We start from the raw sequence: 15,531 nt of genomic DNA, 5'->3' as shown, positions 1-15,531 counted from the left end.
TGCTCACACTCCCCTCATCAGCAGGGTCGCGGCGATCAGCACCGCCGTACCTCCGAACATCGAGACCGCGTAGGAGCGGGCGAAGCCGTTCTGCAACAGGCGCAGCCGGCCGGACAGTCCGCCGACGGAGGCGGCGGTGCCGTTGACCACCCCGTCGACCAGGGTGTGGTCCATGTAGACCAGCGAGCGGGTGAGGTGCTCTCCGCCGCGGACCAGGACGATGTGGTTGAAGTCGTCCTGGAGGAGGTCGCGCCGGGCGGCGCGGGTGAGCAGCGAGCCGCGCGGGGCGACGACCGGCACGGGCCGGCGGCCGTACTGCGCGTACGCGATGCCGACGCCGATGAGCAGGACGACGACCGTGGACGCGGTCACCGCGCCCGCGCTGATCGGCGGGTGCCCGTGCTCGAACTCGGTGACGGGCTTCAGCCAGTTGACGAACGCGCTGTTGAGCGAGAAGAGCGCGCCCGCGAAGACCGACCCGAAGGCCAGCAGGATCATCGGGATCGTCATGGACTTCGGGGACTCGTGCGGGTGCGGCATCTCGCCGGGGTGGACCTCGATGCCCGGCTCCACGCTGGGCGCCGTGTCGGGGTCGGGGGCGGGCTGCCAGCGCTTCTCGCCGAAGAACGTCATGATCATCACGCGGGTCATGTAGTACGCGGTGATGCCCGCGCCCAGCAGGGCGACCCCGCCGAGGATCCAGCCCTCCGTACCGCCCTTGGCGAAGGCCGCCTCGATGATCTTGTCCTTGGACCAGAACCCGGACAGCCCCGGGAAGCCGATGATCGCCAGGTACCCGAGCCCGAAGGTGACGAAGGTGACCGGCATGTACTTCCGCAGCCCGCCGTACTTCCTCATGTCGACCTCGTCGTTCATGCCGTGCATGACCGACCCGGCGCCGAGGAACAGCCCCGCCTTGAAGAAGCCGTGCGTCACCAGGTGCATGATCGCGAAGGCGTACCCGATCGGGCCGAGCCCGGCCGCCAGGATCATGTAGCCGATCTGCGACATCGTCGAACCGGCCAGCGCCTTCTTGATGTCGTCCTTGGCGCAACCGACGATCGCACCGAAGAGGAGCGTGACCGCGCCGACCACCACGACCGCCAGTTGCGCGTCCGGCGCGGCGTTGAAGATCGCGCCCGAGCGGGTGATCAGGTAGACGCCCGCGGTCACCATCGTGGCCGCGTGGATCAGGGCCGAGACCGGGGTCGGGCCCTCCATCGCGTCACCCAGCCAGGACTGCAGCGGCACCTGCGCCGACTTGCCGCAGGCGGCGAGCAGCAGCATCAGCCCGATGGCCGTCAGCATCCCCTCGGACGTCTCGCCCGTCGCCGAGAGCACCGGCCCGAAGGTGAACGTCCCGAAGGTGGTGAACATCAGCATGATGGCGATGGACAGGCCCATGTCGCCGACCCGGTTGACCAGGAAGGCCTTCTTCGCGGCGGTGGCCGCGCTGGGCTTGTGCTGCCAGAAACCGATCAGCAGGTAGGACGCCAGACCGACGCCCTCCCAGCCGAAGTACAGCAGCAGGTAGTTGTCGGCCAGGACCAGCAGCAGCATCGCCGCGAGGAACAGGTTCAGGTAGCCGAAGAAGCGGCGCCGGCGCTCGTCGTGCGCCATGTACCCGATCGAGTACACATGGATGAGCGTGCCGACACCGGTGATGAGCAGGACGAACGTCATCGACAGCTGGTCGAGCTGGAAGGCGATGTCCGCCCGGAAGCTCTCCACCGGCACCCAGCTGAACAGGTGCTGGTGCAGCGCCCGTTCCTCGGCGCCCTTGCCCAGCATGTCGAAGAAGAGCACCGCCCCGATGGCGAAGGAGGCGGCGGCGAGCAGGGTGCCGAGCCAGTGCCCGGCCCGGTCCAGCCGACGGCCGCCGCACAGCAGGACGGCCGCTCCCAGCAGAGGCGCCGCGACGAGCAGCGCGATCAGATTCTCCACGATTCAGCGACCCCTTACAGCTTCATCAGGCTGGCGTCGTCGACCGAGGCCGAGTGGCGGGAACGGAACAGCGACACGATGATCGCGAGCCCGACCACGACCTCCGCGGCGGCGACGACCATCGTGAAGAAGGCGATGATCTGGCCGTCGAGATTGCCGTGCATACGGGAGAAGGCGACGAGCGTGAGGTTGCAGGCGTTGAGCATCAGCTCGACACACATGAACACCACGATCGCGTTCCGCCGGATCAGCACCCCGGCCGCACCGATCGTGAACAACAGGGCGGCCAGGTACAGGTAGTTGACCGGATTCACTGCGCGTTCTCCTCCTCACGGTCCGAGGCCTCGTGGCCACGCCCCAGGCGCTCCTCCGCGCGCTGCTCCAGCGCCTTGAGGTCCTCCAGCGCCTGCCGCGACACATCACGGATCTGGCCGCGCGCCCGCAGCGTCTTGCTGACGGTGAGCTCGGACGGCGTGCCGTCGGGCAGCAGACCCGCGATGTCCACCGCGTTGTGCCGGGCGTAGACCCCGGGCGCGGGCAGCGGCGGCAGCTGCTTCCCCTCCCGTACGCGCTGCTCGGACATCTCCCGCTGGGTACGGGCCCGCTCGGTCCGCTCGCGGTGCGTCAGCACCATCGCGCCGACTGTCGCGGTGATCAGCAGCGCGCCGGTGATCTCGAAGGCGAAGACGTACCTGGTGAAGAGGAGTGCCGCGATGCCCTCCACATTGCCCCCGGCGTTCGCCGTGCCGAGGCCGTCGAAGGTGTCCAGCGAGGCCCTGCCCAGCCCGGCGACCAGGAGGATGCCGAAGCCGAGCCCGCAGGCGGCGGCCAGCCAGCGCTGCCCCTTGATGGTCTCCTTCAGCGAGTCGGCGGCCGTGACGCCGACGAGCATGACGACGAAGAGGAAAAGCATCATGATGGCGCCGGTGTAGACGATGATCTGCACGACACCCAGGAAGTACGCCCCGTTGGCGAGGTAGAACACCGCCAGGATGATCATCGTCGCGGCCAGGCTCAGCGCACTGTGCACGGCCTTCTTCATCAGGATGGTGCCCAGCGCGCCGACGACGGCGATGGTGCCGAGCACCCAGAACTGCACGGCCTCACCCGTGGACGTGGTGGAGGCGGCCAGCGTGGTGGCGAGTGCGCTCATGCCCCGATCACCTTCTCCGAGGCGGGCTCGCCCTCACCGAAGTCCGAGGCACCCTCCTGGGGCTTCTGGTCCTTGCTCACGGCCGCCTGCCGGACCGTGCCGGGCGCGGCCTCGGTGACCAGGCCCCGGTAGTAGTCCTGCTCCGTCATGCCCGGGAAGATGGCGTGGGGCGTGTCGACCATGCCCTCGTCCAGGCCCGCGAGGAGCTGCTCCTTCGTGAAGATCAGGTTCGCGCGGGAGGTGTCGGCCAGCTCGAACTCGTTCGTCATCGTCAGCGCCCGGGTCGGGCAGGCCTCGATGCACAGTCCGCAGAAGATGCAGCGGGCGTAGTTGATCTGGTAGACGCGGCCGTACCGCTCACCCGGCGAGTAGCGCTCCTCGTCCGTGTTGTCCGCGCCCTCCACGTAGATGGCGTCGGCCGGGCAGGCCCAGGCGCACAGCTCGCAGCCGACGCACTTCTCCAGGCCGTCCGGGTGCCGGTTGAGCTGGTGCCGGCCGTGGAAGCGCGGCGCCGTCGTCTTCTGCTGCTCCGGGTACTGCTCGGTCAGCCGCTTCTTGAACATGGCCTTGAAGGTCACGCCGAAGCCGGCCACCGGATTCTGGAAGTTGCTGTCAGACACCGTCGACCTCCTTTCCGTCACTGTCAGTATTGCTTCCACCACTGACAATCAACTCGCGCTCGGAGCGCGGCCGTCGCCGGGGCACCGGCGGCAGGGTCTGACCGGGCAGCGGCGGTACCGGGAACCCGCCGGCCATCGGGTCGAACTCGCCGGGCGGAGCGGCCGCCTCCGCCTCCTGCTCGGCCTTCTTGTCGCGGAAGATGTCGACGACGAAGGAGAGCAGGAGCACCACGATGACCGCGCCCGCGACGTACAGCACGATCTCCTGGAAGTCGTAGTTCTCGTTCCGCAGCGCCCGCACGGTGGCGACCAGCATCAGCCAGACGACCGACACGGGGATGAGGACCTTCCAGCCGAGCTTCATCAGCTGGTCGTAGCGGACGCGGGGCAGCGTGCCGCGCAGCCAGATGAAGAAGAACAGCAGCAGCTGCACCTTGACGACGAACCAGAGCATCGGCCACCAGCCGTGGTTCGCGCCCTCCCAGAGAGTGGAGATCGGGTACGGGGCCCGCCAGCCGCCGAGGAACAGCGTCACCGACACCGCCGAGACGGTCACCATGTTCACGTACTCGGCGAGCATGAACATCGCGAACTTGATGGAGCTGTACTCGGTGTTGAAGCCGCCGACCAGGTCGCCCTCGGACTCGGGCATGTCGAACGGGGCGCGGTTGACCTCACCGACCATCGTGACGATGTAGATGATGAAGGAGACCGGCAGCAGGATGATGTACCAGCGGTCCGCCTGCGCCTCGACGATCGCCGAGGTCGACATCGACCCGGAGTAGAGGAAGACGGACGCGAAGGCGGCGCCCATCGCGATCTCGTAGCTGATCATCTGCGCGCACGAGCGCAGGCCGCCGAGGAGCGGGTAGGTCGAGCCGGACGACCAGCCGGCCAGCACGATGCCGTAGATGCCGACGGAGGCCACCGCGAGGATGTAGAGCATCGCGATCGGCAGGTCGGTCAGCTGCATCGTGGTGCGCTGCCCGAAGATCGACACCTCGTTGCCGGCCGGGCCGAAGGGAATCACCGCGATCGCCATGAACGCGGGGATGGCGGCGATGATCGGGGCGAGGATGTAGACGGCCTTGTCGGCCCGTTTGACGACCACGTCCTCCTTCAGCATCAGTTTGATGCCGTCCGCGAGGGACTGGAGCAGACCCCAGGGGCCGTGCCGGTTGGGGCCGATGCGGAGCTGCATCCAGGCGACGACCTTGCGCTCCCACACGATGGCGAACAGCACGGTGATCATCAGGAAGGCGAAGCAGAAGACCGCCTTGATCGCCACGAGCCACCAGGGGTCGCGGCCGAACATGGACAGGTCTTCCACCGCCAGGGTGTACGGGATCATGCCTCCACCTCCGTGGGGGCCGCGGAGCTCGGGGTCGTCGGGGAAAGGCGGACCAGTCGGCCGGGGGCCGTGCCCATGGCGGACAGGACGCCGCCCGGGGTGGACTTGAGCGGCAGCCAGACCACCCGGTCGGGCATGTCGGTCACCTGCAGCGGCAGTTCGACGGAGCCCGCCGGGCCGGTCACCGACAGCAGGTCGCCGTCCTTGACGCCCGTCTCCGCCGCCGTGGCCGCCGACAGGCGGGCCACCGAGGCGTGGCGGGTACCCGCCAGGGCCTCGTCGCCCTCCTGGAGGAGGCCCAGGTCCAGCAGCATCCGGTGGCCGGCCAGCACCGCCTCGCCCTCGCCCGCGCGGGGCAGCGGTACGGCGGACCCCACCGGGTCGCCCGCCGGTGTCCCGTCCCAGGCGCCGAGCCGGTCCATCTCACGGCGTACGGCCTTCACGTCCGGCAAGGCGAAAGGTACGTCCATGGCGTCGGCCAGCATGTGCAGCACCCGCGCGTCCGCCGGGGCGAGCGTCCGCGTCATGTGCTCCGGCTTCAGCGCGGCCTCGAACATCCGCACCCTGCCCTCCCAGTTGAGGAAGGTGCCGGGCTTCTCGGCGACCGCGGCCACCGGGAGGACCACGTCCGCCCGGTCGGTGACCTCGCCGGGCCGCAGCTCCAGCGACACCACGAACGCCGCGTCCAGGGCCTCACGCGCGCGTGCCGCATCCGGCAGGTCGGCGACCTCGACGCCCGCGACGAGCAGCGCGCCCAGCTCGCCGGTGGCCGCGGCCTCCACGGTCTGGCCCGTGTCGCGCCCGTACCGGTGCGGCAGCTCCCGTACGCCCCAGGCGGCGGCGACCTCGTCACGCGCGCGTGGATCGGTCGCGGGCCGCCCGCCCGGCAGCAACGACGGGATCGCGCCCGCCCACACCGCGCCGCGCTCACCGGCCCGGCGCGGGATCCACACCAGCTCCGCCCCCGTCGCCGCCGCGGCGCGCACGGCCGCGGTCAGCGCGCCCGGCACTCCCGCCGGCCGCTCACCGACCACGATCACCGCGCCGGGCTCCCGCAGCGCCTGGGCGGCCGCCGACCCGTCCGCGTCCAGCCCTGTCCCCGAGGCCAGCGCGTCCAGCCACTCGGCCTCCGTCCCGGGCGCGGCCGGCAGCAGCGTGCCGCCCGCCTTCTGAAGGCCCCGGGTGGCGAACGGGGCAAGCGCGTACGTCCGCTGGCCCCGCTTGCGCCACGCCTTGCGCAGCCGCAGGAAGACGCCCGGCGCCTCCTCCTCCGCCTCAAGACCGACCAGCAGCACCGCCGGGGCCTTCTCCAGGGAGGTGTACGTGACCCCTCGCCCGTCCAGGTCCCGGCCACGGCCCGCGACCCGGGCGGCCAGGAAGTCGGCCTCCTCGCTGCTGTGCGTCCGCGCGCGGAAGTCGATGTCGTTCGTGTCGAGGGCGACGCGGGCGAACTTGGCGTACGCGTACGCGTCCTCCACCGTCAGCCGCCCGCCGGTCAGGACGCCCGTGCGGCCCTTCACCAGCCCACGCGCCGCCGCCTCCAGGGCCTCCGGCCAGGAAGCGGGCTCCAGCTCGCCCGTCTCGGAGCTGCGCACCAGCGGGGTCGTGAGCCGGTCACGCTGCTGCGCGTACCGGAACGCGAACCGCCCCTTGTCGCACAGCCACTCCTCGTTGACCTCCGGGTCGTTCATCGCGAGCCGCCGCATGACCTTGCCGCGCCGGTGGTCGGTGCGCGTGGCGCAGCCGCCCGCGCAGTGCTCACAGACGCTCGGCGACGAGACCAGGTCGAAGGGGCGGGAGCGGAACCGGTACGCCGCCGAGGTCAGCGCGCCGACCGGGCAGATCTGGATGGTGTTGCCGGAGAAGTACGACTCGAAGGGGTCGCCCTCCCCCGTACCGACCTGCTGGAGCGCACCGCGCTCGAGCAGCTCGATCATCGGGTCGCCCGCGACCTGGTTGGAGAACCGGGTGCAGCGCGCGCACAGCACGCACCGCTCGCGGTCGAGCAGCACCTGCGTGGAGATCGGCACCGGCTTCTCGAACGTCCGCTTCTTTCCCTCGAAGCGGGAGTCGGCCTGGCCGTGGGACATGGCCTGGTTCTGCAGCGGGCACTCGCCGCCCTTGTCGCAGACCGGGCAGTCCAGCGGGTGGTTGATGAGCAGCAGCTCCATCACCCCCACCTGGGCCTTCTCGGCGACGGGCGAGGTGAGCTGCGACTTGACGACCATGCCGTCGGTGCAGGTGATGGTGCAGGACGCCATCGGCTTGCGCTGGCCCTCGACCTCGACGATGCACTGCCGACAGGCGCCGGCCGGGTCGAGCAGCGGATGGTCGCAGAACCGGGGGATCTCGATGCCGAGCTGCTCGGCGGCGCGGATGACCAGCGTCCCCTTGGGGACGGAGATCTCGATCCCGTCGATGGTCAGGGTGACCAGGTCTTCGGGTGGGACGGCCGCGCTGCCGCCCCCGGCGGGGCCGGATGCCATGACGGTCACGCCGTCACCTCCACGTGGTTGTCCGCCCAGGCGGTCGACTTGGCCGGGTCGAAGGGACAGCCCTTGCCCGTGATGTGCTGCTCGTACTCCCCGCGGAAGTACTTCAGCGACGAGAAGATCGGCGAGGCGGCGCCGTCACCGAGGGCGCAGAACGACTTGCCGTTGATGTTGTCGGCGATGTCGTTGAGCTTGTCGAGGTCGCCCAGCGTGCCCTTGCCGGCCTCGATGTCCCGCAGCAACTGCACAAGCCAGTACGTTCCTTCACGGCAGGGCGTGCACTTGCCGCACGACTCGTGGGCGTAGAACTCGGTCCACCGGGTGACCGCCCGCACCACGCACGTCGTCTCGTCGAAGCACTGCAGGGCCTTGGTGCCGAGCATCGAGCCGGCCGCGCCGACGCCCTCGTAGTCGAGGGGGACGTCGAGGTGCTCGTCGGTGAACATCGGGGTCGACGAGCCGCCGGGCGTCCAGAACTTCAGCCGGTGGCCGGGCCGCATGCCGCCGCTCATGTCGAGCAGCTGGCGCAGGGTGATGCCGAGCGGCGCCTCGTACTGGCCGGGCGAGGCGACATGGCCGCTGAGCGAGTAGAGCGTGAAGCCGGGGGACTTCTCGCTGCCCATCGACCGGAACCAGTCCTTGCCCCGGTTCAGGATCGCGGGAACCGAGGCGATCGACTCGACGTTGTTCACCACAGTGGGGCACGCGTACAGACCGGCGACCGCGGGGAAGGGGGGACGCAGCCGGGGCTGGCCACGGCGGCCTTCGAGCGAGTCGAGCAGCGCCGTCTCCTCACCGCAGATGTACGCGCCGGCGCCCGCGTGCACGGTGAGTTCGAGGTCGAGTCCGCTGCCGAGGATGTCCGTGCCGAGGTAGCCCGCCGCGTACGCCTCACGCACGGCTTCGTGCAGCCTGCGCAGCACGGGCACGACCTCACCGCGCAGATAGATGAAGGCGTGGTTCGACCTGATCGCGTAGCACGCGATCACGATCCCCTCGATGAGGGAGTGCGGGTTGGCGAACAGGAGCGGGATGTCCTTGCAGGTCCCGGGCTCCGACTCGTCGGCGTTGACAACAAGATAGTGAGGCTTGCCGTCGCCCTGGGGGATGAACTGCCACTTCATCCCGGTGGGGAAGCCCGCGCCGCCACGGCCGCGCAGGCCGGAGTCCTTGACGTACGCGATGAGGTCGTCGGGCGTCATGGCGAGGGCCTTCTTCAGCCCCTCGTACCCCTCGTGCCGCTTGTAGGTCTCCAGCGTCCAGGAGTTCGGCTGGTCCCAGAACGCGGACAGGACCGGTGCCAGCAGCTTCTCCGGGCTGGTCATCTCGGGTGCCAACGTCATCACTCCCCCTCCTCGGTGACCGAGCGGGCCTGGCCGTCCGGGCCGACCGGCCCGGACGGGTGCTGCGGGTCCGAGGCCGACGTCGGCTGCGGCGCGTCGTGCGAGCTGAGGTGCCCCGAGCCGGGTGTGGGCTCGTCCTGCGGGGCCTCACCGCGTGGGTGGACCACGCGGGCGCCGGGCACGGCCTCGCCCTTGGCGAGCTTCAGGCCGATCAGCGAGGCGGGCCCCGCGCCACCGGTCGCCTCGACCGCGCCGGGGCGCTCGTCGGGGAAACCGGCCAGGATGCGGGCCGTCTCCTTGTACGTGCACAGGGGCGCGCCGCGTGTCGGTTCGACAGGGCGGCCGGCGCGCAGGTCGTCGACGAGGCGCTTGGCGGACTCGGGCGTCTGGTTGTCGAAGAACTCCCAGTTGACCATCACCACGGGCGCGAAGTCGCAGGCCGCGTTGCACTCGATGTGTTCGAGGGTGACCTTGCCGTCCGGCGTCGTCTCGTTGTTGCCGACGCCGAGGTGCTCCTGAAGCTCCTCGAAGATCGCGTCGCCGCCCATGACCGCGCACAGGGTGTTGGTGCACACCCCGACCTGGTAGTCGCCGCTCGGCTTACGCCGGTACATGGTGTAGAAGGTCGCGACGGCGGTGACCTCGGCGGTGGTCAGGCCCAGCATGTCGGCGCAGAACCGCATGCCGGTCCGGGTCACGTACCCCTCCTCCGACTGCACCAGGTGCAGCAGCGGCAGCAGCGCGGACCGGCTGTCGGGGTAGCGGGCGATGACCTCCCGGGCGTCGGCTTCGAGCCGGGCGCGCACATCGGCCGGGTAATCGGGGGCGGGGAGCTGCGGCATCCCCAAGCTGACGTCTGTCATTACCGGTCGACGCCTCCCATCACGGGGTCGATGGACGCGACGGCGACGATGACGTCGGCGACCTGGCCGCCCTCGCACATCGCCGCCATGGCCTGCAGGTTGGTGAACGACGGGTCGCGGAAGTGGACCCGGTAGGGGCGGGTGCCGCCGTCGCTCACGACATGGACACCCAGCTCGCCCTTGGGCGATTCGACCGCCGTGTACGACTGTCCCGGCGGCACCCGGAAGCCCTCCGTCACCAGCTTGAAGTGGTGGATCAGGGCCTCCATGGAGGTGCCCATGATCTTCTTGATGTGGTCGAGGGAGTTGCCGAGCCCGTCCGGGCCGAGGGCCAGCTGCGCGGGCCAGGCGATCTTCTTGTCGGCGACCATCACCGGCCCCGGCGCCAGCCGCTCCAGGCACTGCTCGACGATCCGCAGCGACTGGCGCATCTCCTCCAGCCGGATGAGGAAGCGGCCGTACGCGTCGCAGGTGTCGGCGGTCGGGACGTCGAAGTCGTACGTCTCGTAGCCGCAGTACGGGTCGGTCTTGCGCAGGTCGTGCGGGAGACCGGCGGAGCGCAGGATGGGGCCGGTGGCGCCGAGGGCCATGCAGCCGGCCAGGTCCAGGTAGCCGATGTCCTGCATCCGGGCCTTGAAGATGGGGTTGCCGGTGGCGAGCTTGTCGTACTCCGGCAGGTTCTTCTTCATCGTCTTCACGAACTCGCGAAGCTGGTCGATGGCGCCGGGCGGCAGGTCCTGGGCGAGGCCGCCGGGGCGGATGAACGCGTGGTTCATGCGCAGCCCGGTGATCAGCTCGTACAGGTCCAGGATCATCTCGCGGTCCCGGAAGCCGTAGATCATGATCGTGGTGGCGCCCAGCTCCATGCCGCCGGTGGCGATGCACACCAGGTGGGAGGAGAGCCGGTTGAGCTCCATCAGCAGGACGCGGATGATCGTGGCCCGGTCGGGGATCTGGTCCTCGATGCCGAGGAGCTTCTCCACGCCCAGGCAGTACGCCGCCTCGTTGAAGAACGGCGTCAGGTAATCCATGCGCGTGACGAAGGTGGTGCCCTGCGTCCAGGTCCGGTATTCGAGGTTCTTCTCGATCCCGGTGTGGAGGTAGCCGATGCCGCAGCGGGCCTCGGTGACGGTCTCGCCGTCGATCTCCAGGATGAGCCGGAGCACGCCGTGGGTGGACGGGTGCTGGGGCCCCATGTTGACGACGATCCGCTCGTCGTCGGCCTTGGCCGCGGACTGGACGACCTCGTCCCAGTCACCGCCGGTGACCGTGTAGACGGTGCCCTCGGTGGTCTCGCGCGCGCTTGCAGAAGGGGTGGTCACGAGTACGACCTCCGCTGGTCCGGAGCCGGGATCTGGGCGCCCTTGTACTCGACGGGGATGCCGCCGAGGGGGTAGTCCTTGCGCTGCGGGAAGCCCTGCCAGTCGTCCGGCATCATGATCCGGGTCAGGGCGGGGTGGCCGTCGAAGATCAGGCCGAAGAAGTCGTACGTCTCGCGCTCGTGCCAGTCGTTGGTCGGGTAGACCGCGACGAGCGACGGGACGTGCGGGTCGGAGTCCGGGGCGGAGACCTCCAGCCGGATCAGCCGGCCGTGGGTGAGCGAGCGCAGGTGGTACACCGCGTGCAGCTCGCGGCCCTTGTCGCCCAGGTAGTGGACGCCGGAGACGCCCGTACACAGCTCGAAGCGCAGGGCGGGGTCGTCGCGCAGGGTGCGGGCGACGCGCACGAGGTGCTCGCGGGCGATGTGGAAGGTCAGCTCGCCGCGGTCGACGACCGTCTTCTCGATGGCGTTCTCGGGGACGAGCCCCTGCTCCTCCAGGGCGCCTTCGAGCTCGTCGGCGACCTCGTCGAACCAGCCACCGTACGGACGGGTGGCCGGCCCCGGCAGGCGGATGGAGCGGACGAGGCCGCCGTAGCCGGAGGTGTCGCCGCCGTTGTTCGCGCCGAACATGCCGCGCTGGACGCGTACCTCCTCGCCGCTGTCACCGCGCTGGCCGGGCAGGTTCTGCGCGCTGAGGTCCTTCTCGGGATTCGGCTGATCGGTCACCTCAGCAGCCCCTTCATCTCGATCGTGGGCAGCGCCTTGAGCGCGGCCTGTTCCGCCTCGCGGGCCGCTTCCTGGGCGTTGACGCCGAGCTTGGAGCTCTGGATCTTCTGGTGGAGCTTGAGGATCGCGTCCATCAGCATCTCCGGACGCGGCGGGCAGCCCGGCAAATAGATGTCAACGGGAACAATGTGGTCGACGCCCTGCACAATCGCGTAATTGTTGAACATCCCACCCGATGAGGCGCAAACCCCCATCGAGATCACCCACTTGGGGTTGGGCATCTGGTCGTAGACCTGGCGCAGGACGGGCGCCATCTTCTGGCTCACCCGGCCCGCCACGATCATCAGGTCGGCCTGGCGCGGTGAGCCGCGGAAGACCTCCATGCCGAAGCGCGCCAGGTCGTACCGCCCGGCGCCGGTCGTCATCATCTCGATGGCGCAGCAGGCGAGGCCGAAGGTCGCGGGGAAGACGGACGCCTTGCGCACCCAGCCCGCGGCCTGTTCGACGGTCGTCAGCAGAAAACCGCTCGGCAGCTTCTCTTCGAGTCCCATTGGTGCCCCTCAGCCCCTCAGTCCCATTCCAGGCCGCCGCGCCGCCACACATACGCGTAGGCGACGAAGACGGTGAGCACGAAGAGCAGCATCTCCACGAGCCCGAAAAGCCCCAGGGCGTCGAAGCTGACGGCCCAGGGGTAGAGGAAGACGATCTCGATGTCGAAGACGATGAAGAGCATCGCCGTCAGGTAGTACTTGATCGGGAAGCGGCCCCCTCCGGCCGGAGTGGGCGTCGGCTCGATACCGCACTCGTATGCCTCAAGCTTCGCCCGGTTGTACCTCTTTGGGCCGATAAGCGTGGCCATGACCACGGAGAAGATCGCAAACCCTGCCCCGAGGGCGCCGAGCACGAGGATGGGCGCGTAGGCATTCACGCTCCTCGCTCCTTCCAGTCGTCCTTGACCGATGGACCGCACCGGGCACCGTCTCGCCGCCTCGCGAAGATCGTGCACATGTGAGGCAGTTCACAAGCCCGACTGCTTCGCATCCTATGCCCGTCGATCTGTGATCTGCGACACGGGGTACGGCAACGCCTTTGTGATCTCCACCACCTGGCGAAGGATCATGAATTCCAGGGCGCGGCGATCTTCATACCGCATGTGGTCACGCGCTTACGAGCTGTGACATTCCAAGAAGTCGCGGCTGGTCAGAGGGGTCGCGCCCTATCAAGAGGTGGTAACTACAAGCAAATTCGCCCTGGACTCACTCGGGTGATAGAGAGCCCCGCTTCACTCGCCCGAGGGGCCAGCCGGGACCGAAGTGGACACGTGCGCGCTTTCACGATCTTCCGGGCATCCGCGGCGTGATCATTCTGTGACCTGCGTCACTCCGCCACGGGGCCTGTGAAAGCGGGCTTGGCCACCGGAGTGAAGGAGTGGTAAGAGCACGGCAATTCGGGCGTTTCGCGGAAAACCCATGATCACGGCCCTGATCACCACAGTCCGCAATGTCCGTTACGGCGTCAATAAGGGGTACACGGAAGCGGATTCACCCAATCCGCGCGCAACTGTGGCGCAACACACGTTTCTTGAAGGGAACCGTGAAGCCCTGATAGCGGTTGTACTCATGTCCCACACCGCTCACATACCCAGCCACCGGAAGCCCCGCCGCAGCGCTTCGAAGCTCTCGCTGCGAGCCGGAGTTGCCGGTGGCGTCCTCAGCACCATCGCGGTGGCCGGTGCTGCCGGGCCGGCGAATGCCGAGCCGGTGACCGAGACCATCGAGATGCCCACCCTCAACGCGGACCTGTCCGCGGACCTGTCGAGCGCCGTCGCCGCCTCCGCCGAGGCGACCCAGCAGATCGCGCTCGACCAGGAGCTGCAGGCACAGGAGGACGCCGCGGCCGTCAAGGCCGCGAAGGACGCCAAGACGGCCAAGGCCGAGGCGGAGCGCAAGGCGGAGGCCGAAGAGGCCCGGCGCAAGGCCGAGGCGAAGGCCCAGGCCGAGGCCGCCGAGCGCGCCTCCCGCTCCTCCGAGCGCACCACGCTGTCCGCGTCCGTCGGCTCCTCCGACGACGACAGCGACGGCGGCGGCTCCTCCTACGACTCGTCCCAGGCGACCGGCTCCGCCGCGGCGATCGTGGCGTTCGCCCGCGCCCAGGTCGGCGACGCGTACGTCATGGGCAGCACCGGCCCCAACTCCTGGGACTGCTCCGGGCTCGTCCAGGCCGCCTACCGCCAGGCCGGCATCGAGCTCCCGCGCGTCTCCGGCGACCAGTCCAGCCGCGGCACCTCCGTCTCGCTGGACAACCTCCAGCCGGGCGACATCCTCTACTGGGGCAGCCGGAGCAACTCGTACCACGTGGCGATCTACGTGGGCGGCGGCATGTTCGTCGGCGCGCAGAACCCCAGCACGGGTGTCGTCGAGCGCTCGCTCGACTACGACATGCCGTCGGGCGCGGTCCGCGTGCTCTGAGGCGTACGCACAGGGCGTGAAAGGCCGTCGCTCCCCCGCTCGGGGAGGGAGCGACGGCCCTTCGGTGTCCGCGTACGCAGCAGGACGTGCGCGGCGACGCCCGCGAGCAGGCCCCAGAACGGCGAACCGATCCCGGCGATCGTCACGCCCGACGCGGTGGCCAGGAACGTGATGACGGAGGCCTCCCGGTCGCGCTCATCGGCGACCGTACGCGCCAGGCTGCCCGCGATGGAGCCGAGCAGCGCCACCCCGGCGAGCGTGGCGACGAGCGCCTTGGGCAGTCCGGTGAACAACGCGACCAGCGTGGAGCCGAAGCAGCCGACCACCAGGTACCCCACCCCGCACGCCACGCCGGCGATCCACCGCTTGGCCGGGTCCCGGTGCGCGTCGGGCCCGGTGCAGATCGCCGCCGTGATGGCCGCCGGGTTGACCGCGTGCGAGCCGAACGGCGCCAGCAGCACCGACACCAGACCCGTCGTCCCGCACACCACCCGGCTGTCCGGCCGGTACCCGGCGGCGTTCAGCACCGCGAGGCCCGGCGCGTACTGCCCGGCCAGGGTCGCCACCAGCAGCGGCACGCCGATCCCGACGAGCGCCCCGGCCGAGAACTGAGGCATCGTGACATGGGGGACAGCGAGCCCCAATCCGGGCAGATCAACCCGTAGTCCGCCCGTCGCCCCCGCCACCGCCAGGCCCGCCACGAGCGCCCACACCACCGCGTACGTCGGCACCAGGCGCCGCGCCAGCAGGTACGCCAGCAGCATCGCGCCGGCGAGCAGCGGAGCCGTACGCACGGACGTGAAGACCGCCGTGCCGAAGGAGAACAGCGTCCCGGCGAGCATCGCCGCGACCACGCCCCCCGGGATGCGGGCCATCACCCGCGCGAACACCCCGGTGGCGGTGAGCGCCGTGGCGGCCACGCCCGCCGCGAGGAAGGCGCCGACGGCCTCGGCGTAGCCGTGCTGGGGCAGGGCGGTGACCAGGATCGCCGCGCCGGGCGTGGAGAACGCGGTGATGACCGGGGCGCGGCTCCACCAGCTCAAGCCCACGCAGGTGACGCCCGCGCCGATGGAGATCGCCCACACCCAGGACGACGCCTGCCCCTGGGTGAGTCCGGCCGCGGAGGCGGCGGCCAGGACGAGGGCGAGCGGCCCGGCGTACGAGACCACCATGGCCACGGTCCCGGCGGTCACCGCCGTCAGGGGCAGGGCTCCGCCCGTACGTATCGGTCCTCGGATCATCCGCTCATC

14 protein-coding genes are annotated in these 15,531 nt (G+C 69.8%); 1 reads left to right on the top strand and 13 read right to left on the bottom strand.

Annotated elements, in window-relative coordinates; genetic code table 11:
* Window positions 1-3: 3 nt before the first annotated feature.
* Genes nuoL through AMK26_RS07220 form a run of 12 tightly spaced genes read right to left on the bottom strand, consistent with a single transcriptional unit; the run spans window position 4 to window position 12,741 of the window.
* Window positions 4-1,944: an NADH-quinone oxidoreductase subunit L gene (nuoL, locus tag AMK26_RS07275; RefSeq protein WP_073753350.1), complete on the bottom strand. Its 1,941-nt coding sequence runs from the start codon at window positions 1,942-1,944 to the stop codon at window positions 4-6.
* A gap of 14 nt (window positions 1,945-1,958) precedes the next feature.
* The gene (nuoK, locus tag AMK26_RS07270) at window positions 1,959-2,258 is read right to left on the bottom strand and encodes an NADH-quinone oxidoreductase subunit NuoK (protein ID WP_073753348.1); all 300 of its coding nucleotides are present in this window, start codon (window positions 2,256-2,258) and stop codon (window positions 1,959-1,961) included.
* Window positions 2,255-3,097, bottom strand: a complete 843-nt coding sequence (locus AMK26_RS07265) for an NADH-quinone oxidoreductase subunit J (protein WP_073753346.1) — start codon at window positions 3,095-3,097, stop codon at window positions 2,255-2,257. The genes nuoK and AMK26_RS07265 overlap by 4 nt, the downstream gene beginning before the upstream one ends.
* A complete protein-coding gene (gene nuoI / locus AMK26_RS07260) occupies window positions 3,094-3,717 on the bottom strand; it encodes an NADH-quinone oxidoreductase subunit NuoI (protein WP_073753344.1) in 624 nt (207 codons plus the stop codon). Before nuoI ends, AMK26_RS07265 begins: the two co-directional genes overlap by 4 nt.
* On the bottom strand, window positions 3,710-5,068 hold the full coding sequence (nuoH, locus tag AMK26_RS07255; RefSeq protein ID WP_073753342.1) for an NADH-quinone oxidoreductase subunit NuoH: 1,359 nt from the start codon (window positions 5,066-5,068) through the stop codon (window positions 3,710-3,712). The genes nuoI and nuoH overlap by 8 nt, the downstream gene beginning before the upstream one ends.
* The gene (locus tag AMK26_RS07250; protein WP_073753340.1) at window positions 5,065-7,563 is read right to left on the bottom strand and encodes an NADH-quinone oxidoreductase subunit G; all 2,499 of its coding nucleotides are present in this window, start codon (window positions 7,561-7,563) and stop codon (window positions 5,065-5,067) included. The genes nuoH and AMK26_RS07250 overlap by 4 nt, the downstream gene beginning before the upstream one ends.
* The gene (nuoF, locus tag AMK26_RS07245) at window positions 7,560-8,903 is read right to left on the bottom strand and encodes an NADH-quinone oxidoreductase subunit NuoF (protein ID WP_073753338.1); all 1,344 of its coding nucleotides are present in this window, start codon (window positions 8,901-8,903) and stop codon (window positions 7,560-7,562) included. The genes AMK26_RS07250 and nuoF overlap by 4 nt, the downstream gene beginning before the upstream one ends.
* The gene (nuoE, locus tag AMK26_RS07240; RefSeq protein WP_107420889.1) at window positions 8,903-9,745 is read right to left on the bottom strand and encodes an NADH-quinone oxidoreductase subunit NuoE; all 843 of its coding nucleotides are present in this window, start codon (window positions 9,743-9,745) and stop codon (window positions 8,903-8,905) included. Before nuoE ends, nuoF begins: the two co-directional genes overlap by 1 nt.
* A gap of 20 nt (window positions 9,746-9,765) precedes the next feature.
* A complete protein-coding gene (locus AMK26_RS07235) occupies window positions 9,766-11,088 on the bottom strand; it encodes an NADH-quinone oxidoreductase subunit D (RefSeq protein WP_073753334.1) in 1,323 nt (440 codons plus the stop codon).
* Window positions 11,085-11,813: an NADH-quinone oxidoreductase subunit C gene (locus AMK26_RS07230; protein ID WP_073753332.1), complete on the bottom strand. Its 729-nt coding sequence runs from the start codon at window positions 11,811-11,813 to the stop codon at window positions 11,085-11,087. Before AMK26_RS07230 ends, AMK26_RS07235 begins: the two co-directional genes overlap by 4 nt.
* Window positions 11,810-12,364 (bottom strand): NuoB/complex I 20 kDa subunit family protein, encoded by a 555-nt coding sequence (locus tag AMK26_RS07225; protein ID WP_073753330.1) that lies wholly within the window; start codon window positions 12,362-12,364, stop codon window positions 11,810-11,812. Before AMK26_RS07225 ends, AMK26_RS07230 begins: the two co-directional genes overlap by 4 nt.
* Window positions 12,365-12,381: 17 nt before the next feature.
* Window positions 12,382-12,741, bottom strand: coding sequence for an NADH-quinone oxidoreductase subunit A (locus AMK26_RS07220; protein ID WP_003956195.1), 360 nt, complete (start codon window positions 12,739-12,741; stop codon window positions 12,382-12,384).
* A 691-nt stretch (window positions 12,742-13,432) separates the two neighbouring features.
* On the opposite strand from AMK26_RS07220, the gene AMK26_RS07215 reads away from it, so the two are divergent.
* A complete protein-coding gene (locus AMK26_RS07215) occupies window positions 13,433-14,281 on the top strand; it encodes a C40 family peptidase (RefSeq protein WP_073753328.1) in 849 nt (282 codons plus the stop codon).
* On the opposite strand, the gene AMK26_RS07210 is transcribed toward AMK26_RS07215, so the two are convergent.
* Complete coding sequence (locus AMK26_RS07210) at window positions 14,245-15,522, bottom strand: benzoate/H(+) symporter BenE family transporter (protein WP_073753326.1); 1,278 nt, start codon at window positions 15,520-15,522, stop codon at window positions 14,245-14,247. The two genes, AMK26_RS07215 and AMK26_RS07210, sit on opposite strands and share 37 nt — an antisense overlap.
* Window positions 15,523-15,531: the final 9 nt, after the last annotated feature.

Source organism: Streptomyces sp. CB03234, assembly GCF_001905885.1.
GTDB lineage: Bacteria > Actinomycetota > Actinomycetes > Streptomycetales > Streptomycetaceae > Streptomyces.
The sequence above is the reverse complement of the archived record's forward strand: the minus strand, read 5'-3'. Positions and strand labels throughout refer to the sequence as shown.

What these genes read in the sequence shown, in the direction of transcription:
- AMK26_RS07265 (WP_073753346.1), bottom strand. Translation starts at nt 3,097, where the DNA reads ATGAGCGCACTCGCCACCACGCTGGCCGCCTCCACCACGTCCACGGGT.
- AMK26_RS07210 (WP_073753326.1), bottom strand. Translation starts at nt 15,522, where the DNA reads ATGATCCGAGGACCGATACGTACGGGCGGAGCCCTGCCCCTGACGGCG.
- nuoE (WP_107420889.1), bottom strand. Translation starts at nt 9,745, where the DNA reads ATGCCGCAGCTCCCCGCCCCCGATTACCCGGCCGATGTGCGCGCCCGG.
- AMK26_RS07215 (WP_073753328.1), top strand. Translation starts at nt 13,433, where the DNA reads ATGTCCCACACCGCTCACATACCCAGCCACCGGAAGCCCCGCCGCAGC.
- nuoH (WP_073753342.1), bottom strand. Translation starts at nt 5,068, where the DNA reads ATGATCCCGTACACCCTGGCGGTGGAAGACCTGTCCATGTTCGGCCGC.
- nuoF (WP_073753338.1), bottom strand. Translation starts at nt 8,903, where the DNA reads ATGACGTTGGCACCCGAGATGACCAGCCCGGAGAAGCTGCTGGCACCG.
- AMK26_RS07225 (WP_073753330.1), bottom strand. Translation starts at nt 12,364, where the DNA reads ATGGGACTCGAAGAGAAGCTGCCGAGCGGTTTTCTGCTGACGACCGTC.